The organism is Myxococcales bacterium (assembly GCA_012517325.1).
Lineage (GTDB): Bacteria > Lernaellota > Lernaellaia > Lernaellales > Lernaellaceae > JAAYVF01.
Map to the genome: position 1 here is coordinate 1 of JAAYVF010000058.1, position 20,069 is coordinate 20,069.

17 protein-coding genes and 1 tRNA gene are annotated in these 20,069 nt (G+C 61.9%); 12 read left to right on the forward strand and 6 right to left on the reverse strand.

Features of this window, described 5'->3' with window-relative positions; all coding sequences use genetic code 11:
* Positions 1–78: 78 nt before the first annotated feature.
* The 3 genes from GX444_09950 to GX444_09960 all read right to left on the reverse strand — a co-directional run bounded on the left by GX444_09950 (position 79) and on the right by GX444_09960 (position 2,838).
* Positions 79–657 (reverse strand): hypothetical protein, encoded by a 579-nt coding sequence (locus GX444_09950; GenBank protein ID NLH48912.1) that lies wholly within the window; start codon positions 655–657, stop codon positions 79–81.
* A 225-nt stretch (positions 658–882) separates the two neighbouring features.
* A complete protein-coding gene (locus GX444_09955; GenBank protein NLH48913.1) occupies positions 883–2,154 on the reverse strand; it encodes a hypothetical protein in 1,272 nt (423 codons plus the stop codon).
* Positions 2,155–2,283: 129 nt separating this feature from the next.
* Positions 2,284–2,838 carry a GNAT family N-acetyltransferase gene (locus GX444_09960; GenBank protein NLH48914.1) on the reverse strand — a complete coding sequence of 185 codons (555 nt, stop codon included), beginning with the start codon at positions 2,836–2,838 and terminating at the stop codon, positions 2,284–2,286.
* Positions 2,839–3,074: 236 nt separating this feature from the next.
* On the opposite strand from GX444_09960, the gene GX444_09965 reads away from it, so the two are divergent.
* The 10 genes from GX444_09965 to GX444_10010 all read left to right on the forward strand — a co-directional run bounded on the left by GX444_09965 (position 3,075) and on the right by GX444_10010 (position 13,844).
* Positions 3,075–3,821: an SDR family oxidoreductase gene (locus tag GX444_09965; protein ID NLH48915.1), complete on the forward strand. Its 747-nt coding sequence runs from the start codon at positions 3,075–3,077 to the stop codon at positions 3,819–3,821.
* A gap of 116 nt (positions 3,822–3,937) precedes the next feature.
* Positions 3,938–4,399, forward strand: coding sequence for a hypothetical protein (locus tag GX444_09970; GenBank protein ID NLH48916.1), 462 nt, complete (start codon positions 3,938–3,940; stop codon positions 4,397–4,399).
* 154 nt (positions 4,400–4,553) lie between these two features.
* On the forward strand, positions 4,554–5,834 hold the full coding sequence (locus GX444_09975; GenBank protein NLH48917.1) for a hypothetical protein: 1,281 nt from the start codon (positions 4,554–4,556) through the stop codon (positions 5,832–5,834).
* Positions 5,835–5,960: 126 nt separating this feature from the next.
* The gene (locus tag GX444_09980; protein NLH48918.1) at positions 5,961–6,479 is read left to right on the forward strand and encodes a DUF1697 domain-containing protein; all 519 of its coding nucleotides are present in this window, start codon (positions 5,961–5,963) and stop codon (positions 6,477–6,479) included.
* Positions 6,480–6,755: 276 nt separating this feature from the next.
* Positions 6,756–8,669, forward strand: a complete 1,914-nt coding sequence (locus tag GX444_09985) for a response regulator (GenBank protein NLH48919.1) — start codon at positions 6,756–6,758, stop codon at positions 8,667–8,669.
* A 111-nt stretch (positions 8,670–8,780) separates the two neighbouring features.
* Positions 8,781–9,425, forward strand: a complete 645-nt coding sequence (locus GX444_09990; protein ID NLH48920.1) for a dTMP kinase — start codon at positions 8,781–8,783, stop codon at positions 9,423–9,425.
* On the forward strand, positions 9,422–10,444 hold the full coding sequence (holB, locus tag GX444_09995) for a DNA polymerase III subunit delta' (protein ID NLH48921.1): 1,023 nt from the start codon (positions 9,422–9,424) through the stop codon (positions 10,442–10,444). The genes GX444_09990 and holB overlap by 4 nt, the downstream gene beginning before the upstream one ends.
* Positions 10,441–11,310: a stage 0 sporulation protein gene (locus GX444_10000; protein NLH48922.1), complete on the forward strand. Its 870-nt coding sequence runs from the start codon at positions 10,441–10,443 to the stop codon at positions 11,308–11,310. Before holB ends, GX444_10000 begins: the two co-directional genes overlap by 4 nt.
* The gene (locus GX444_10005; GenBank protein NLH48923.1) at positions 11,303–12,199 is read left to right on the forward strand and encodes a decaprenyl-phosphate phosphoribosyltransferase; all 897 of its coding nucleotides are present in this window, start codon (positions 11,303–11,305) and stop codon (positions 12,197–12,199) included. The genes GX444_10000 and GX444_10005 overlap by 8 nt, the downstream gene beginning before the upstream one ends.
* Positions 12,192–13,844, forward strand: a complete 1,653-nt coding sequence (locus GX444_10010) for a hypothetical protein (GenBank protein ID NLH48924.1) — start codon at positions 12,192–12,194, stop codon at positions 13,842–13,844. Before GX444_10005 ends, GX444_10010 begins: the two co-directional genes overlap by 8 nt.
* Here GX444_10010 and GX444_10015 read toward each other — a convergent pair.
* Complete coding sequence (locus GX444_10015; protein NLH48925.1) at positions 13,816–15,090, reverse strand: M23 family metallopeptidase; 1,275 nt, start codon at positions 15,088–15,090, stop codon at positions 13,816–13,818. The genes GX444_10010 and GX444_10015 overlap by 29 nt on opposite strands.
* A 173-nt stretch (positions 15,091–15,263) precedes the next feature.
* Here GX444_10015 and GX444_10020 point away from each other — a divergent pair.
* Positions 15,264–15,347: transfer RNA gene (locus tag GX444_10020), tRNA-Leu, on the forward strand.
* A 383-nt stretch (positions 15,348–15,730) separates the two neighbouring features.
* A complete protein-coding gene (lon, locus tag GX444_10025) occupies positions 15,731–18,067 on the forward strand; it encodes an endopeptidase La (protein NLH48926.1) in 2,337 nt (778 codons plus the stop codon).
* Between the two features lie 65 nt (positions 18,068–18,132).
* On the opposite strand, the gene larC is transcribed toward lon, so the two are convergent.
* Complete coding sequence (gene larC / locus GX444_10030) at positions 18,133–19,296, reverse strand: nickel pincer cofactor biosynthesis protein LarC (GenBank protein ID NLH48927.1); 1,164 nt, start codon at positions 19,294–19,296, stop codon at positions 18,133–18,135.
* 5 nt (positions 19,297–19,301) lie between these two features.
* Complete coding sequence (gene larB / locus GX444_10035) at positions 19,302–20,063, reverse strand: nickel pincer cofactor biosynthesis protein LarB (protein NLH48928.1); 762 nt, start codon at positions 20,061–20,063, stop codon at positions 19,302–19,304.
* Positions 20,064–20,069 lie beyond the last annotated feature (6 nt).

Genomic DNA, 20,069 nt, shown 5'->3' on the forward strand with positions numbered 1-20,069 from the left:
TCAAAGCCCGATGCAAAACGGAAAATCGAAAGGGAACAACCAACTGGACGTGGGTCTATCAGGCCTCGGCTCCGAACTCTACGTAACCAAGGGGACATTTTTGCTGCACAGTTGAGGGGACATATTGCCTAAGTATAAACACACGGCTGTTTGAGCTTTCAGGGGGTCCGTCCCGGCGGGCAGCGTTTCGATGCAGGCATGATACGTTCCATCGTGATTCATGAGATAGCCGTCCACCACGCCCTTTTCATCCGTCGGCCAGACGCTTTCCAGCCAGACCCGGCCCAGGAGACCGTTCTCGACTTTGTACCAGGTTTCGAAGACGAGAACCGAGTGGTCCTTGAGGTGGATCACATCGGCGAAATCCGCGGCGACGCAGACGCCTTCCACATCGGGAGACCCCGGCGCCTTATGGCTTTTGTAGCCTCCGTGTGTTTCCGTTGGAAATCCCGGCCCGCCGGTGTACCGGAGCTTGCCGTCCACGTTAATTACGACCCGACCCGGGCTGGTGATTTCGACCACGACCTTCTTTTCCAGGACGACGAATTCCTTGGTCAGGTTGATGCCCTTATCGGTCGGGGATTTGGCGGCGAGGCTCGCCACCACGGTCAGCGCCAAGACCAGGCCGATCACGAGGCAAAACGGTCCCCGTCTCATGATTGCTCCTCCTGATAAAGATTGTTTGGCTCCACTGTGGTGTCGATTCTTATTTGTAGTAATTAAATAATACAAGTGTTGCGACGGATTGTCAAAATTGATTTATCTCGCTCGCCCACCGTGGCGATCGGAGCTTGGAATTGTCAAATCAGCCCTGGTCGAGAGGCGAATTCTTTCGACCGGCGATTTCAGCCGATTCCCTTCTGGCTGCCGGGCGCGAAACGATCAGTATTGGAATGGGGAATAGCTGACTGGCGGCGCGCCGTCGCCAAGCGCGTGGACGCTTTGCAAACCGGACAATTCCGGCGGCAGTTCGATCCGGGTGATCGTTTCGGCGGTGATTTCCAGCAAGCACGGTTCGTAATTACCCTCATTGATGACGGCATAGGCGCGCCCGTCGGTCGTCACCAAGGCGTGCTCCCAGAACCCGCCGTCAGGCAGCGGATCGGCGGTCCGGCAACTCCACTCGCCGTTGCGCCGTTCCCAAAAAACGCCGGTGCGCCGGGTAGTGTCGATGACGATGGCGTCGTCGCCCGTCGCGAAGACCAAAGAGGGATCCACCACATCGCAACCTTCCGGAGCGGGAATCGTTTCCCAATTCTCGCCGTCCGTTTCCAGCAAGTAATTATCCCAGAATCCTTTTGAAAGCACGGCGTACCCGTGGTGAGGATCGGTAAACCAGAACCAGTCGATCTCGCCCGCGGCCATCTGCGGCGGTTTATCCGCGATGGCCCAATTCGCTCCGTCGTAGGACCACAGCGTTCCCGTTCCGTCAATGCTCTCGGCCCAGGCCAGACCGAAATCCGGCGACGGCACCGCCAGCGCGAGGATGGATTGATCCGTCAGCGACAATCGTTTTCTCGCCTGCTCGCCGTAGCGAAAAACGTCGTCGCGCGAGTAGTAGTAATCATGCGGACCGGGCCCCATCCCGTTGTCCGCCCAGGTGAGAATGAACTGCGCGCCCGTCCACACCGAACCGTCTCCCGGCGCCTGAAGGTGCATGATATTCACATACTCTCCGGCCGACGGACGCGCTTCATCCAGCCGCCAACCGGCCTCGGCGTCGAAATCCATCCAGGTATGGCCGAGGCTTGCATAAAGTGAAAAACCGCGCTTGAGGCTGCCCGTGAAGTAGTTGACGGCAGAGTAACCATACCGCCCTTCCAGAATGAGAATGGGACCGAAGCCGCGCACTGCCTCGGGTTCCGGACCGACGGAAGGCGGCACTTCCCACTCGCGCCAACCGTCAGCGGTCTGTTCCCACGATTTCAAGCCGGCGCCGTCGGTTCCGTTGATCAACAGGCGAAACGGGTTGGGCGCCGAAGTATCGTCGTCCCCTGCGGCATCGTCATCCGAGCCGTTATCGTCGTCAGTTTGGTCGTTGTCGTCATCGCTCTTGGTTCCCGATCCGGAGTCATCATCGTTTTCGCCGCAGGAAATCAACAGGGCGACGGCCAAGGGTAACGCGATGAATAAAATGAAGGCGAGTTTTTTCATCGGGTCCTCACGGATCGTCGGCAAGGGTTTCCGTGCCGATTTCTTCCTAAATTATCATCCAATTGTGTCCTGTTTTATATCGTTTATAAATATGGAGCCGATCGCCTGCCGGGCGAGGGGTTCAACGGCCTATCGCTTTTCAACCGATTCGGGTTTTTGCAATCGGAAGCGGACGGTATCCGGCTCTTCGCCCGGACCGGTCATTTGAAAACCAGCGCGCTCGAGAACCTTGACGGATGCGGCATTGGCTAGGGTCGTTTGCGCGATCACCGCTGTGACGTGGCCCGAGGCGAAGGCATAATCCGCTAGCGCGGCGACGATTTCGGTCGCAAAGCCTTGGCGGCGGGCGGAAGGGATCACCGAAAAACCAATTTCGACGAGGCCGGCGGCCGGTGGGCCGTGGAATCCGGCTCCGGCGACGAGAGTTTCCCGCCTGCCCGTTGGATTGCGCACGACCGCATACCAGACGTACCAACCGACGGCCGCCGCGCCATCCTCATTGAGTCGGGTCAGAAAAAACCGCATCGCCTCGCGGTCGTATTCGCCCGGCGGCCATTCAGCGGTGACGATCGCGCCGAGGAGCGGTTCGAGTTCCCGCGGGTGGCGCAATTCGCGTTCGAGGTGTTCCGCCGTGGCGGGAATCAGGTCGAGTCGTCTAGTCTGCAGCATAGTCGACGTTACCATGATTTCGCCCGGCCGGGCAGTGAGGTTTTTCTTGCTCGACCGGAAAATCTGTCGGCACCGCCGGCATCCAGGCCGGTTTCGGCACGGCACGGATGATTTCCAACCGCCAGTCCGGCAAGCGGATTTGACGACGTGAGCCCGGAACGCTAGCTTCGAAGCGGATTCGCTTTCTTCAATCGTTTCGCGCGGCGCTTTTCAAACGGCGTTGCCCCGAGGATTTGGCGGGAGAGACGGACATGTCCATACCACCAACGGTTCTGCTCGTCGGCGGCACGGGTCGCACCGGCGGGCGCGTGCTGCGGCAACTCCTGGACCGCGGCGTTGCCGTTCGCGCCATCGTGCGATCCGTCGGGAAGATCCCGCCCGACGTCGCGGGAAATCCGAACCTGACGCTGATCGAAGCAAGCTTGCTGTCGCTGGGCGACGAGGAACTGCGGCGGCACCTGCGCGGCTGCGAGGCCGTCATTTCCTGCCTCGGCCACGTCATCAACTTCAAGGGCGTCTTCGGACCGCCGCGCGATCTGGTCGCGAGCGCGACGGCGCGCCTTTGCCGGGCCATCGAAGCGTTGGGGCAACCGGCGCCGGTCAAATTCATCCTCATGAGCAGTGTTTCGGTCCATCGCCCGGGCAGCCTCGACACGCGCCGAAGTTTGTTTGAGCGGGCGTTTCTTTTCCTGCTCCGCGGCGTGCTTCCTCCGGCCAGGGACAACCAGCGAGCGGCGGATTTTCTGCGCGAAAAAATCGGTCCGGACAACGCGTTCGTCCAATGGGTGGCGGTGCGGCCGGATTCGCTGTTGGAAGGCGATATCACGGCGTACACGCTGCACGAGGGTCTCGTGAACCGCCTCTTCGCGCCCGGCAGCACGAACATGGCCAACGTCGCGCACTTCATGTGCGATCTGGCGACGGACCCGCGGGCATGGGCCGACTGGAAGTTCAAGCTGCCCGTGATCGTCAATGCCACGGCGGAGAAGCCCGCCTGAGCGGCGGGCGAGTTCATCCGCGATCACAAGAGTTGTTTCTTGAATCGTACTGGAGTACTGTGTCGCCATTCGATCCAATGAATATTTTGATCCGCTATCGATGACGGAGACAAACAATGCGAAACGCGCTTCTCGTGCTTCTGGCCATGGTCGCGGCGGTGTTTTTCCTTTTCATTGCCGCCAACTGCGACAGCAACGATGACGACGACGACGACAACGACGACGACGCCGGTGACGACACGAACAACGGCGCGGACGACGATGATGATGACGATAACGACGACAACGACGACAACGACGACGATACGAGCCCGGGCGACGATGACGACGACGATGACGACGACAACGACGACGAAGCCATCGAGCAATGCATGGAGGAATGCCAGGACGCGTATTCCACCTGCGAATACGACTGCGAAACAACCCAATGGTTCTGCGAATCGGACTGCGAGTTCGACTACTGGGACGACCCGGAAGGGTTGGCGGAATGCTACGAGGTATGCGCCGAAGCCGCAGCCGATTGCATCGCCGTTTGCGACGACGCCTGGGAAACGTGCTGGCGGGATTGTTACTTTTAGCCGCGTAGGCGTCGCCACGCCGCACGGCCGGATCAGCAATCGTCGGTAATCCAAGGTTCCGTTTGACTGCCCAGGGGACCGTACTTTCATTCTCTTTTCATCAATGATTTATTTTGATACAGTCGTTCCGTCCTTGGATTGACGGGAGGACCGGATGTCTTTCATTCGCCACCAACGATTGTTTTTACTGATTTTACTTCTGGCGGTTTTCAACGTCTTGATCGGCTGTGAAGACGACGATGACGCCGGATCGAGTTCGGAGCAGCCTCAGGACGACGATAATAACGACAACGACAGCGGCGACGATGACAACGACGACGGTGACGACGACAACGACAGCGGCGACGATGACAACGACAGCGGCGACGATGACAACGACAGCGGCGACGACGACAACGATAGCAGCGATGACGATTCGATCGATGACGACGACGATAGCGAAAGTCCCTTCAATGGGATGAGCTGGTCGATAACGACGCTCTACGAAACCAGCAACACTGCCTACGATCCAGTGCTCGGTGTCGGTAGTGACGGCGTGGTTCACATTGTTTATCTGGACCATGCGGCTCATTTGATCCACCTGAAAAAGACCGGTTCGGAATGGCAACAAAATCTTTTGAACGATCAGGAATCCCTCGGGCAGCCGTCGCTGGCGATCGAAAACCCCGGGATTCCGCGTCTGGCCTATTCAGTCGGCGACGCCATGGTTTATGGGATTGAAAATGAATCGTCCTACAGCGAGTCAACGATTCCCGGGGTACACTGCGATTATTATGCGCTTGCCGTAGATATACTTGGGAACGCCTATCTGGCCTGCGCTTCCGATGATTCGTCGTTTTTACGATTGGTCACGAACGGTTCCGGCGAATGGCAGGAAGAAGAAATCTATCCCCAAACCGGGATCTACCAAATGGCGATTCGACTGGACCAGGATGCGAATACTCATCTTGCCTTTGTGTCCTTTGAAAACAGTGGTGTTACGCCCTATTCGTCGGCTTACTATGTCCATAATGTAAACGGAAACTGGATCGGCGGTGTGATCGGCGGCAATAGGTGCTGGGTATTTAAATCAATTGATCTGGCCGTCTCTCCCGACCAACTTTTGCATTTCAGCTATTCCGTCGGAGAATGCGAACTGGGTTCGGTGTTTGTTTCTTATGACGGCCAGCGGATTGTTTATGATTTTCCGACCAATTTCAGGGTCGGTTCTTCGATGAACCTTGATGGCGCCGGTACGCCCTATATCGGTTTTTTTCTCGGGAATGATACCCAATTGAATATCGCCACCATCACGGACGGCCATGTCTACACGGGGATCATCGATGACAGCCTGGGGCCATACAGAAAACCATCCCTGGCGGTCGACTCGGAAGGATACATCCACGTGGCTTATACTTTTCTCGCCGATCTTCGGTATGCGACCAACAGACCCTGATAAATCGGTTCGAAATCGCCTAATATGAGTCGCGAGGTTTGGTAACGCGAGGTCGGCATCGTAATCGACGGTGCGAACGCGGCCTGGGGTGATTTCGATCGCGCTCATTCGCCGTGGAGTCATTCCATGCAAACATTCATCGCTTTGTTGCGGGCGATCAACGTCGGCGGCACCGGCAAATTGCCGATGGCCGACTTGGTGAGGATTTGCGAAACCGCCGGGTTCTCGGACGTAAAAACGTACATTCAAAGCGGCAATGTCGTGTTCAAAAGCGACTTGGAAGCGGGTGCGATCCAAGCGTTGATCGAAGACGCACTGGCGAAAAAGGTCGGCAAGCCGGTCGGCGTGCAGATTCGCCGCGCGGCGGATTTCGATCGACTGCTGGCCGAAAATCCATTTAAAAAGGCGCCGCCGAACCAGGTGATTGTCATGTTCTTCGACGAACCGCCGCCAAAAGACGCGTTGGCCGAGATCCGGTCGCCCGGCGGTGAGGAACTGCAACTCCGCGGCCGCGAACTTTATATCCACTATCCGAACGGGCAGGGCCGATCGAAGCTGAAAATACCGTTCGCCGCCGCCGCCACCGGACGGAATATCAACACCGTGGCCAAGCTCGCTGCAATGGCGCGGGAATTATCGAAGTAAATCCCTATCAAACTGCACTGCATTCCAATCTGGCATTGTCTGAAAAATTTCAATTAGAATACAATTAGTTATTTTTTACATATACCAAAACGGTATTATTTTGGCATAGGTGACGCATTTTTGCGACAGATAGAAAAGCTGGAAATAATATTGACATATCAATGGTTTGCAAAATTTCGGTGTGTTGGCACCGCATTTGCTCAAGCTCAGGTCATCGAAACGAAACATCTTGAATCATCGATCGCATTTAAATCCTAAGATGGTCGGGGTTGGGCGATGAAATTTTCTCATTGCAGCTTGGTCATGGTGGTTTTGATTATACTGTCCGTTGCTTTTGGCGTTCTGGCGGAAGAGACCATCTCTTCATCCGCGCCGGAAACGGCGGATCAAGAACTACTTCAACCGTTGCCGTCGATCATCGATCTGGGCGACCAGAATACCCCCGCCAGGCGCCACCATGCCGAAAATCAAAACAAGCCGGCTAGCGCCGATGCTCAGGTGATTTGCTGGCGGCAAATCGGTCTGCTCCTGGCGGCGATCTTTGCGCTTTCAGCCCTCGTTGCCGGGTGGATTTTTCACCTGCACCGGCGGATTACCGAAGCCAATCGAAACCTCCGGGAACGCGAGGAAACCTTTCGGGCGTTGAGCGAGGGCTCGCAGGACGTCATCATGCGCCTCGATCGCCAGGGGCGATACCTGTACATCAATCCGATCGTCGAGAAACAGACGGGAATTCCGGCGCCGGAATTCATCGGCAAAACGTTTGAAGAACTGGGATTTCCAGCCGATCTATGCGCGCTCTGGGAACGGACGCTTCGGGAAGTCGTAACGGCCAAGGCGGTGCGGCGGGTCGAGTTCCGCCTGCGGACGGGTGTCTGGATCGATTGCCTGGTCCGGCCGGAATTCGATCCGGCCGGCGAGGTCAAGGCGGTCATCGCCGCCGCCCGCGACATCACCGAACGCAAGCAGGCCGAGAAAGAGCGCGCGCGTTTGGAAGGTCAGTTGTTGCAGGCGATGAAAATGGAGGCGGTGGGCCGGCTGGCGGGCGGGGTGGCGCACGACTTCAACAATCTGCTGACGAGCATCATCGGTAACGTGCAGCTTGCATTGCTCGATTTGCACCCCGGCGAACCGCTGGCCGGCACGATCGGCGAGATCGGCAAGGCGGCGGACAGCGCGGTTTCGCTCACCCGTCAATTGTTGGGCTTTTCGCGCAAGCAACACATCGAGCCGCGGGTGCTCGATCTGAACGAGTTGATCGCGAACCTGGAAAAGATCCTGATCCGGCTGATCGGCGAGGACGTCGCCCTGCGCGTCATCCCCGGAAAAAAACTGGGCGCGGTCAAGGCCGACCAGGGACAGTTCGAGCAGATCCTGGTGAACCTGGCGATCAACGCCCGCGACGCCATGCCGGAAGGCGGCCGGCTGTTGATCGAGACCGCGAACATCGATCTGGACGAGGAATACTGCCGGCGCCACACGCAGTTGCAACCCGGCAAGTACGTCGTTCTCGCCGTCAGCGACTCCGGTCAAGGCATGAGCGAGGAAGTAAAACGGCATCTGTTCGAGCCGTTCTTCACCACCAAACCGATCGGCCAGGGCACCGGCCTGGGCCTGGCGACGATCTACGGCGCGGTCATGCAGGCGGGCGGAGCGATCGAGGTTTACTCGGAGGTCGGCGACGGCACCACTTTCAAGATCTACCTGCCGCGGCTCGGTGAGGAAGCCAAGCGGAAGGAGACCGAGGCTGGGGCGTTGAACATGGCGGCCGGCAAGGAGGCCGTGCTGATCGTCGAGGACGAGGAACTGGTGCGCGGGCTGGCCATCAAGGCTTTGAGCCGGCTGGGCTATCGGGTGTTGCAGGCGGCCGACGGCCAGCAGGCCCTGGCGATGGCCGAACACCACGAAGGCCGCATCGACTTGCTGTTGACCGACGTGGTGATGCCGGGCATGAACGGCAAACAACTGGCCGAACGCCTGCGGCGGACGCATCCCGAAACCAAGGTGATTTTCACCTCCGGCTATACCGAAAACACCATCACGCATCAGGGCGTCATCGAACCCGGCCTGCATTTCATCGGCAAACCCTATACGCCCCAGGTCCTGGCGAAAATAGTGCACGAAGTGTTGTTGGACGGCAAAGCCACCGACTCTTCCGCCTATGCCGGGAAGGAGAACTACCGCAACTGATTCGCTCCCGCGTTCGGGCCGCTTTTCGCCGCTTTCCCAGTCCGGCTCCTTGCTTTGTTCCGGCGGTCGGGGTAGGTTGAACGACCGGTAAATGTCGGTAAGGATTGGTGTATGTTCATTACGTTCGAAGGGCCCGAAGGTTCCGGCAAATCGACGCAAATCGTGCTCGCTCAGCAGTATCTGGAGGCTGGCGGCCGGCGCGTCGTGCGCACCCGCGAACCGGGCGGGACGCCCATCGCCGACCGCATCCGCGGCATTTTGCTGGCGGCGGAAAACGCGTCGCTGACGCCGAAGGCCGAGTTGTTCTTGTATTTCGCGGCGCGCGCCCAACACGTGGCCGAGGTCATTCGGCCCGCCCTGGAATCCGGAGCCGTGGTATTGTGCGACCGCTTCGCCGATTCGACCTGGGCCTACCAGGGTTACGCGCGGGGGTTGGGCACGGAGCTGGTCGAGCAGATGAACGCGCTGGCCACCGGCGGCCTGACGCCCGATTGCACCCTGTTGTTCGACCTGCCGGTCGAAATCGGCCTGACGCGGGCGCAGGCGCGGGCGGACGGCAAGCCCGGCGAGTTGCGCGAGGACCGTTTCGAACGCGAGGAACTGGATTTTCACCGGCGGCTGCGCGCCGGTTTTCTGGAATTGGCGCGGCGGTATCCCGCGCGGTTCCGCGTGCTGGACGCCGCGGCCGGGATCGACGAGGTCTGGCGGCGGACCCGGGCGATTTTAGATGAATTTTTACCGGGCGAGGTGAAATGAGCGGCTTCGGCGACATCATCGGGCATCGCCGGACGATCGGGGTTCTGCGCAACGCCATGCGGCAGGGCAAGGTGGCCCATGCCTACCTGTTCGCCGGCCCGCCGGGCATCGGCAAGTATACCGTCGCCCGGACCTTCGCCGCCGCCCTCAACTGCCAGACGCTGCCCGACGATGCCTGCGGCGTCTGTCCCAGTTGCCGCAAATTCGCGGCGGGCAACCATCCGGATTTCGTCGCGGTGACCCGGCGTGACGACAAGACGGTCATTGTCATCGAGCAGATTCGCGAGGTCATTCACTCCGCGCAGTACGCGCCGTTCGAGGGCAAGTTCAAGGTCTACCTGATCGACGGCGCGGAACAGCTGAACACCGAAGCCGCGAACGCGCTGCTCAAGACGCTGGAAGAACCGAACGCGCGGACGGTCTTCGTGCTGGTGACGCCGGCCTCGCATTTGCTGTTGCCGACGGTGGTGAGCCGTTGCCAGACGTTGCGCTTCGGTTTGCTGGAGGATTCGCAAATCCGCGCCTGGCTGGATCAACAGGGCGAATGGCCGCCGGAGGACGCCGCCCTGCTGGCGCGGCTGGCCGAAGGCAGCATCGGCCGGGCGACGGCCCTGGACCTGGATTTTATCCGGGGTCCGCGTTTATCATTGTTTCAGGACCTGGCGGCCGCGGCGCCCGACGATGCCGCGGCGGCGGTGCTGTTGGGCGATCGGCTGTCCGCAGCGGCGCCGGACCTGCGCGACGGCCTCGAGCTGCTCGCCGGTTTCGTGCGCGACGCGCTGATCTGGCGGATTTCGGGCGACGCGGAACGGGTGCGCAACCGCGACGCGCTGGAGGCGATCCAACGCTACGCCGCGCGGCTGCCGCTCGCGGCGCTGGGTGCTAAAATCCGGTCGCTGGTGCAGGCGCGCCGGCTGATCGAACGCAACGTGAATAAGTCGGCGATCGTCGGCGGGTTGTGCCTCGACCTGATCGCGACCGCGCCGACTTCGTTCGCCGAGGGGAGATTGCCCCGATGAAAATCATCAATATCCGCTTTCCGGGAAGCCGGCGGCTGTATCCGCATCAGCCCGGCGAACTGGAAGTCGCCCCCAACGAGATCCTCGTGGCGGAGGGCGAGCGCGGCCCACGGCTGGGCAGCGCGATCGGCGAGCCGCTCGAGATCGAGTGGACCCTGCCGACGCCGCCGCCGGTCATCTCGCGCAAGGCCCGCGACGAGGATCTGCACAAGGCGCAGGAATTCCGGGCGCGCGAACCCGAGGCTTGCCAGGTCTGCCGGGCCGCCATCGGCGAGCACAACCTGCCGATGAAGCTGGTCAAGGCGGAATACATTTTCGACGGCTCGAAGGTGATCTTCTATTTCACCTCCGAGGGCCGCGTCGATTTTCGCGAACTGGTCCGCAAACTCGCGCAGCGCCTGCGCACCCGCATCGAGATGTACCAGATCGGCGTGCGCGACGAGGCCAAGCTGCTGGGCGGCCTGGGCGTCTGCGGGCGCTCGTTCTGCTGTTCCTCCTGGCTGTCGAACTTCGCCCCGGTGTCGATCCGCATGGCGAAGGATCAGGGGCTGTCGCTCAACCCGGCGAAAGTCTCCGGCGGCTGCGGGCGGCTCTTGTGCTGCCTGGCCTACGAGCACGAGGTTTACGCCGCCTACCGCGAGGGCATGCCGAAGATCGGCAAGCGCGCCGTCACGCCCAAGGGCATCGGACGCGTTTCGCGTTACGACATTTTCACCGACCGGGTGTTCGTCATTTTCGAGGAAGGCCGCGAGGAAGGGTTCAAACGCGAGGAAGTGCAGCGGTTGTCGCCGAACGCCGAGCAAGCCGGACCGGCCGAGCCCGAACCGGCCGACAACGCGGACGCGGAGTTGGAAGGCAATGAGTGAACCGACGCCGGTAAACGGTTTCGGGCGCGACATTTTTCAGAGCATGCGCCCGCGCCATTGGGCGAAGAACGTCCTCGTTTTCGTGCCGCTGGTGTTTGCGCAACACGCCGGCGAGTTGCTGCCGCTCTTCAAGGCCACGGCGGCCTTCGTCCTGTTTTGCGGCTTGTCCGGCGCCGGCTATCTGCTCAACGACTACGTCGATCGCGAGGGCGACCGCCTGCACAAGATCAAGGCCACGCGGCCGGTGGCGTCCGGGCGGCTGCCGATCGGCAAGGCGCTGCAAAGCAGCGTGCTGTTGTATCTGGTCTGCCTCGTCGCCTCTTTCCTGCTGAACGTCCACTTCGGTTACGTCGCGCTGGTGTACGCGGCGATCGGCATCGCCTACAGCCTGATGCTGAAGAACCTGGTGATCGTCGACCTGTTCATGGTGGCGGCGGGTTACGTGCTGCGCGTCGTGGCCGGCGCGGTGGTCATTCCGGTGACGATCTCGAGTTGGCTGCTGATCTGCGCCATGTTGCTGTCGCTGTTCATCGCCTTGTCCAAGCGCAGCATCGAACTGCGACTGCTGCAGGGCGACGCGGTCCATCACCGCAAGACCCTGGCCGAGTACAACCCCTACCTGCTCGACCAGATGACCGCGGTCATCACCAGCGCGTTGCTGGTGGCCTACACGCTTTACACGCGTTCGCCAGGCACCCTCGAAAAATTCCACACCGGCGGGCTGGTCTACACGGTGCCGTTCGTGCTTTACGGCATCTTCCGCTACCTGTACCTGATTCACGTCAAGGAAGGCTACCACACGCTCGAACGCGTCCTGGTGACCGACAAGCCGATGATCGTCAACCTGATCCTCTATCTCCTCGTGGTGGGCATCGTATTGTATGTCTGACGCGCGCGCCACGACCGTCGCCGCGCCGCCGATTTCCACCGTCGATCCCGCGTCCGCACCGAGCCGGATTCACGCCCTTTTGCTCGCGGCGTTGCTCGCCTTCGTCGCCGCCGCGCATTTCGCCTGGCTGACCGCCGACGGTTCGTTCGCCGGGTTCAACGAACTGGCCTTTTTGGAATGGCAACTGAAATTCAATCAGGCCCTGCTGAGCGCCCCGGCGGCGGAATGGCTGTCCTGGCATCATCTGCGGCCGGCCGGTTTTTTTCTCGTCGGCAGCCTGTTTCAGTGGATCGGCGGCGGGTCGATTTTATCGCTGCGTTGCCTGAGCGCGTTTTTCCACCTGCTGTGGATCGGGCTCGTTTACGCGGCCGGGAAGCGTTGGCATTCGCCGACGACGGGATTGGCCGCGGCGTTCGTCGCCGGTCTGTCGCCGCTCGGCACGATCATGGCGCATCAGTACGCGCCGTTTTTGTTGGAGGCGGCGCTGACGACGCTGGCGGCCTACACCGCGCTGGCCGACGGCAGGCGGCATCCCGGGCGCTGGATCGCGATCAACGGATTGGCCTTCGGCGCGGCCCTGTGGATCGAGCGGTTCACGCCTTTCCTCTACCTCACGGCGATTTCGCTTTCTGTGTTGATTCTGTGGCGCGAGCCGCGCGACCGGTTGCCGTGGCGCGGCATCGTCCGGTCGCTGGCGGCGGTATGGCTGATCGCGCTGGCGATCGCTGGGCCAAGCCTCGTCGGCTGGGCGCGGGAAAACTGGTCTTACGGGCAAGCCTTGTTTCATCAAGCGGACATCCCCGGTCGCGAATCGCTGTACTACCTTCGCTATCTCGTGCCGCACCTGACCGGCGCCGCCGCGCTGCCGCTGCTGATCGCGGGCGCGGTCGTCTTGGCGCTGCGGGATCGGCGCCGCGCCTGGCTGATTCTGCTTTGGCTCGGGCTGCCGCTCGCCGTTCTGTCGGCCGCCGCCTCGAAAAACATGGTTTATACCCTGTCGCTGACCACGCCGCTGGCATTGCTGGCCGGTCGCGGTTTGAGCGCCGTGCCTGGCCGTGGCCGGCGCGCCGTGATCGGCGGGGCGCTGCTGCTGGTCCACCTCGCGACCTGGGCCTGGGTCGTCGATTCGCACGGGGCGCTGGCCGCCGAGTTGCGACCGCTGGCCGAGGGCGACCGCTGGTGGCGTCCTTACATTCCGAAAAGCGAACCGAAGGCGTATTTTTCCGCGGCTCCCCTCCTGGCGGCGTTGGCCGGCGTCGCGGCCGAACCGCAAGACGTTTGGATCGCGCCGACCGCCGCCTGGCCGCCCGACGATGATCTGCCGCCGGTCGACTGGGCCGTCGTGTCGATGCTGACGGCGGCTTGGAACCGCGTGCCCGGGCGGTATCTGTTGGTCGGTGAAAAATTCTTCGCCGGCGCGGCATTCTCGCGGCCGGGAGAAGTCAACCTGGTTCGCCTGCCGGCGGCGGCGGCGCGGGCCTTGCCGCTGCTGGAGGAGTGCGGGCCCTATCGGTTCGTATTGGTCGAGAACGACGAATGGTCAACCCGGCTGGCGACGGCGCTGGGCGGCTATCGGCTGGAACGGACGCGCGGTTTTTACGCGGGTTTGTTGCCCGTCACTCTGTGGACGGCGTCTCCGCAATAACCTCGGGAACGGCGATCGCCTCCAATTGCGGCTTCAGTTTTTCGATGGTCGCGGCGAACGCCGGCCGGTATTGCTCCGGCAATTTTTTCAGCGGCGAGGCGATCATCCGCATTTTCAGCGGGTTGACGTAACGGCCGCCCTGCTGAATGCGGAAATCCAGATGCGGCCCGGTGGACCGGCCCGTGGAGCCGACGCGGCCGATCAGCTGGCGCTGGCGGACGTGCTGGCCGGTGCGCACGGCGATGCGCGACAAGTGCATGTACATCGTGACGTACCCGCCGTCGTGCGCCAGCTTGATCAGGTTGCCGGCCGCGCCCGCGTGTCCCGCCGACAGCACCTTGCCGTCGGCGACCGCCCAGACCGGCGTGCCGACCGCCGCGCCGTAATCGACGCCGCTGTGCATCATGCGCCGTCCCAGGACCGGATGCAGGCGCATGCCGAAACGGCTGGTGATGCGCATCGTATCGAGCGGTGCGACGAGAAAAGTCTTGCGCAACTGCGTGCCGTTTTCGTCGTAGAACCCCGCGAAATCGGGGTCGTCGATCTCCAGCCAATAGCCGCGCTTGAGGCCCGTGACCTGGCCGTCGTACTCGGCGGCTAGCAGGCGGCCGTAGCCGTAAGGCTCGGCGCCGGGCAACAGCGTCCGCTCGAAGACCAGCTTGAACGAATCGCCGCGCCGCGGATCGGTATAAAAGTTGATGTCCCACGCAAACAGATTGGAAACCAGTGACGCCAGTTCGTCGGTGTGACCGTGGCCGATGATTTCCTCGTAGACGCTGGTATAGACGCGCGCGCCGAGGGTTTCGATCCGGGTTGTGGTGGGAACGTCGACCCGCTCGGCGGCGAGGGCGCCCTCCTTTTCGCGCAGGTGGTAGGTCTGGATGCGGCTGACCTGAAAATCGAAGGCGCGGCAGACGCCGTTTTCGTCAAGCCAGACGGTAAACGGCTGATCGCCGCGGATGCGTTTAAACGGAAAATCCACCGTTTCCAGGCTTTGGCGGATTTTCTCGAATTGTTCGGGGGAGACGCCGACGCGCGCCAGCGCCGCGGCGAGGCCTTCGCCGCTTTGGATTTGACCGTCGACCTTCATGCCGGGCGGCGGGGTCGGGGTCGCCGGTTCGACCGGGGTCGGCGCGGGCGCCGGCGGCGGTTTGGGCGAGGAACAGCCGGCGATCAGACAGGCCAACGCGCATAAGACGGCGAAGAGGCCGAAGAAATTGAGTGAAAATGGGCGACGCCAGAACATTTCGGCGACCTTAGCGAAAAGCGTCGGGAATGGCAAACAACTTTTTCGCGCGCGGCGGACTTTGCCCCACCGGGCCGGCCGGTAAAGGCGGGGCGAAAGCGCCGATCTTTCAGCTTGACAAGTCCGGATCGGATCGGTAAAAGATCAGGCGCATTTGCTGTTTATCAAGTTATGCGGAAGTGGTGGAATTGGTAGACGCGCTGGGTTCAGGGTCCAGTGACCGTACGGTCATGGGGGTTCAAGTCCCCCCTTCCGCAGCCGATGAATACGGCGGGAGATCCCACGACGGGCTCTTCCGCTTTTTCTTTTAATTCCTCCAATAATGGTCATCCACTTCCTACTTTCGGCCGAATTCTAGATTGACGGCGCGGTTTTCTTGCCGCGGCGGTGCGACCGAATCGTGATCAGTGGTTGAAAAGTGTTAAAATAATGCCAGCCGGGCCGGAGGTGATTCCCAGGTTTTCGCGTGGGCGCGCGAAAATCGGCCGGGAAAGCGGCCGGAAAGCAAAGAAGTGGTCGGATTTTCATTGAATTCGCCTGTTTTTCCGCCGGTGGCGATCGAAAAGTAACCCGTGTTTTTTTGTTGTCGGATTCGATAATTATGATTACATTCAAGGCGAGTAGAAAAAGGAGTCGCCACATGTTGTTTTCACCGGAAGAGACCAAACCAGCCAACCTGCCGGTGTTGCCGCTTCGAAACGCCACGTTGTTTCCGGGAACGATCGCGCCCATGGCGGTCGGCCGGTCGTTTTCCTTGAAGGCCCTGGAAGCCGCCGACCACGAACTGGGTTTGCTCGGCGTCTTTACGCAGTTCGATCCCGAGGTCGAGGAACCGACCGGCGCCGATATCCATCACATGGGCGTCGCATCGAAAATCCTGAAAATGGCCGACGATCGCCGGGGCGGTAAGACCGTGCTGTTGCAGGGCCTCTATCGCGTCCGCGTCGTGCGCTTCACCGACCTGACGCCGACGATGCGCGTCGATCTGGAATACCCCGAGGACATCGAGGAAGCCGACGCCGAAATGGCCGCGCTGTTCACGAAAATCAAGGAGATGGCCACCGAGGTCATCACCAAGAACCCGGCGCTGCCGCAGGAATCCAAACATTTCATCGAGGAAATGGACCGGCCGGGAATGCTGTGCGACCTGGTCGCGTCGCACCTGTCGATCTCGGTCGAGGATAAAATCACCATCCTCGAAACGCTCGACGTCAAGATTCGCGCCCGGCGCATCGCCCAGATGCTCAGCGCCGAACTGCAGATGCTCGAGACCAAGCGCCGCATCGACCAGCAGGTGCGCGGCGAGATGGACAAGAGCCAGCGCGACTATTACCTGCGCAAGCAGATGGAAGCGATTCGCCGCGAGTTGGGCGAGGAGGATTCGTCCGAGGACGAAATCGACGAGCTGCGCAAAAAGCTGAAAGAAGCCAACCTGCCGGAAGAGGCGTTCAAGACCGCGGAAAAGGAAGTCAAACGCCTGGCGCACATCCCCTCGTCGTCGCCGGAATACACGGTTTCCAAGACCTATCTCGACACCATTCTCGAGTTGCCGTGGTCGAAATTCTCGGAAGACCACCTCGACATCAAGGAAGCCGAGAAGATTCTGAACGAAGACCACTACGGCCTGGAGCGCGTCAAGCGCCGCATCCTCGAATACCTTGCCGTGCGCAAACTCAAGCCCGACGTCAAAGGTCCGATCCTTTGCCTGATCGGCCCGCCGGGCGTCGGCAAAACGAGCCTCGGCAAATCGGTCGCGCGGGCGATGGACCGGCAATTCGTCCGGATGAGCCTCGGCGGCATTCACGACGAGGCCGAGATCCGCGGCCACCGGCGCACCTACATCGGCGCGTTGCCCGGGCGCATCATCCAGGGGATTAAAAAAGCCGGCACCGCCAACCCGGTGTTCATGCTCGACGAACTGGACAAGGTCGGCAAGGACTTCCGCGGCGACCCGTCCTCGGCGCTGCTCGAGGTGCTCGACCCCGAGCAGAACGACACGTTCGTCGACAACTACCTGGCGATCCCCTACGACCTGTCGCGGGTGCTGTTCATCGGCACGGCGAACGTGCACGACACGATCCCCGGCCCGCTGCGCGACCGCATGGAAGTCATCGACATTCCCGGTTACACCCAGGAAGAGAAAAAGCTGATCGCCAAGCGGCACCTGATCGCCGAGGAAATGGAAAACCACGGCCTGAAGCCCGACAGCTTCAAGATCACCGATTCGGCGCTTGACGTGGTGATCGATAAATACACGCGCGAGGCCGGCGTGCGCAACCTCAAGCGCAACATCGCCGCTCTCTGCCGCGGCGCCGCCAAGCGGCTGGCCAGCGGCGAGGTCAAGAAGGTGACGATCGACAAGCGCGCGGTGGCCGCTTTCCTCGGCGCGGAGAAATTCTTCCCCGAGGTCGCCGAGGCGACCAAGGTGCCCGGCGTGGCGACCGGCATGGCGTGGACGCCCACCGGCGGCGACATCCTGTTCATCGAAACCACGATGATGAAGGGCAAGGGCAACCTGATCCTCACTGGCCAGTTGGGCGAGGTGATGCAGGAATCGGCCAAGGCGGCGATGTCGTACTTGCGGTCGCGATCCGAGGAATTCGGCATCGATCCGAAAAAATTCGAGGAAGTGGACGTGCACATCCACATCCCGGCGGGCGCGATTCCGAAGGACGGCCCGTCGGCGGGCATCACGCTGCTCGCGGCGCTGGCCAGCCTCTTTACCGGCAAGCGGGTCAACAATGATCTGGCGATGACCGGCGAGGTGACGTTGCGCGGCCAGATTCTGCCGGTCGGCGGCATCAAAGAAAAGGTGCTGGCGGCGCGGCGCGCCGGCATCAAGCAGGTGCTGCTGCCCGAAAAGAATCGGCGCGACATTGAGGAAATTCCGGAGGACATCCGCAAGGGCCTGACGCTGCACTTCATCGGCAACGTTGCCGACGCCTTGAAATACGCGCTGTCCGACGCGACGAATTAGACGGCCATTAAACGCGAACGCCCGATCCTGCTTTCCGGCGGGTTCGGGCGTTTTTTTTGCGGCGATCAGCGGCCTTTTTTAACCTCGTCCAACAACCGCAACGCCTCGGCGATCGGCAGGCCGGACTGCGCCAGATCGGCGTATTCGGGTTTTGAATGCACCAGTTTGCCGCGGTAGTAGGCGTGCTTGATCCGCACCTTGCCGAACGGCGCCTCGATCGTTTCCACGCGCCGCTCGCAAACCGCGCGGGCGGTCGGGTAGTAGCGCAATCCCAGCGTCGTCGAGTGGACGAACACCGTTTCGATCAACTCTTCCAGCTTCGACTGTGGCGCGAGCACCTCGAGCAGGATGCCGGGCCGGCCGCGCTTCATGACGCAGGGGATCAGCGTCACGTCGAGCGCGCCGTTTTCCTCCAACCGGCGCGCCAACGGCTCGTAATATTCCGGATTCATGTCGTCGATGTTGGCGGTGATGGTGAAGGTCGTTTCCGCCGTTTCCGGCAAGGTCTGCGCGAGGCCCAGCAGCGCCCGCACGACGTTCGGCGGCCCGGCGGCGTCGACGCGCGTTCCCGCGCCGTAACCGACCGCCAGCAGGGTCATGGCGGGCACCGCCGCGAAACCGGCGGCGAGGGTCGAGATCAGCGCCGCGCCGGTCGGTGTGACGGTTTCGACCTCCAACGGGTAGGCGTAGACGGGCGCGTCGCCGAGCAGCGCCACGGTGGCCGGCGCCGGTAGGGGAATCGTGCCGTGCGCGCTGTCGGTCTGGCCGCGGCCGAGGGGCAGGGGGCTGGCGATGATCCGTTCGATTTCCAGTTCGTGGATCGCCAGGCAAAAACCGACGATGTCGATCAGCGCGTCGACGGCGCCCACTTCGTGAAAGTGCACGTGGTGCGGCGAATGGCCATGAATCGCGGCCTCGGCCTCCGCGAGGCGGCGAAAGACGCGGCGGGCGTTGTCGCGGACCGGTGCCGGCAGTTCGGCGGCGGCGAGCCGCGCGTCGATTTCGGCCCAGTGCCGGTGCGGTTGTTCGGGCGGCGCCTCGACCCGCAGCAGCGGCGCCTGGATCGCGCCGCGCATCACGCGGGTGACGGTCACCCGGACGCCGGTCAGGCCCAACCGCGCCGCGAGGTCGTCGAGCCGCCCGGCGTCGAAGCCCAGATCGATCAGGGCGCCGAGCAGCATGTCGCCGGCCGCGCCCGCGAAACAATCGAGGTAAAGCGTTTTTCCCATGGCTTTCACAATCCCAGGCGATTGATGCGCGTGGCCGCGCAGGCCGCGCCGAAACCGTTGTCGATGTTCACCACCAGTGTGCCGCTGGCGCAGGAATTGAGCATGCCCAGGAGCGCCGCCAGGCCGTTGAAGCTGGCGCCGTAGCCGACGCTGGTCGGCACGGCGATCAACGGCTTGTCGGTCAGGCCGCCCACGACGCTCGGCAGCGCGCCTTCCATTCCCGCGACGACGACGAGCACCGCCGCTTGGCGGATGATTTCCACGTTGTTCAGCAGGCGGTGCAGGCCGGCCACGCCGACGTCGTACAACCGCGCCACCTCGTTGCCCATGATCTCGGCGGAAAGCACCGCTTCCTCGGCCACGGGCAGGTCGGCGGTGCCGGCGGTGACGACCAGCACGGCGCCGTGCCCGCGCCGGTCGATCGGCCGTTGCAACAGGCGCAGGCAACGGCTCGTTTCGTCGTAAAGCGCCGCGGGAAAACGCGAGGCGACGGCGTCGGCCTGCCGGGCGTTGGCGCGGGTGATCAGCACGTTGTTTTGTTTTTGCGCCAGGCGTTCGACGATCGCGACCACCTGATCCGGCGTCTTGCCCTGGGCCAGCACCACTTCCGGAAAACCGTTGCGCAAGCCGCGGTGGTGATCGAGTTTGGCGAATTCCAGATCCTCGTACGGCAGATCCTTCAGATCGGCCAGCGCGGCGTCCACGCCGATTTCGCCGGCGGCGAGCCGCGCGAGGATCTCGCGGATCCATTGATCATAAGCGCTCATCGATCG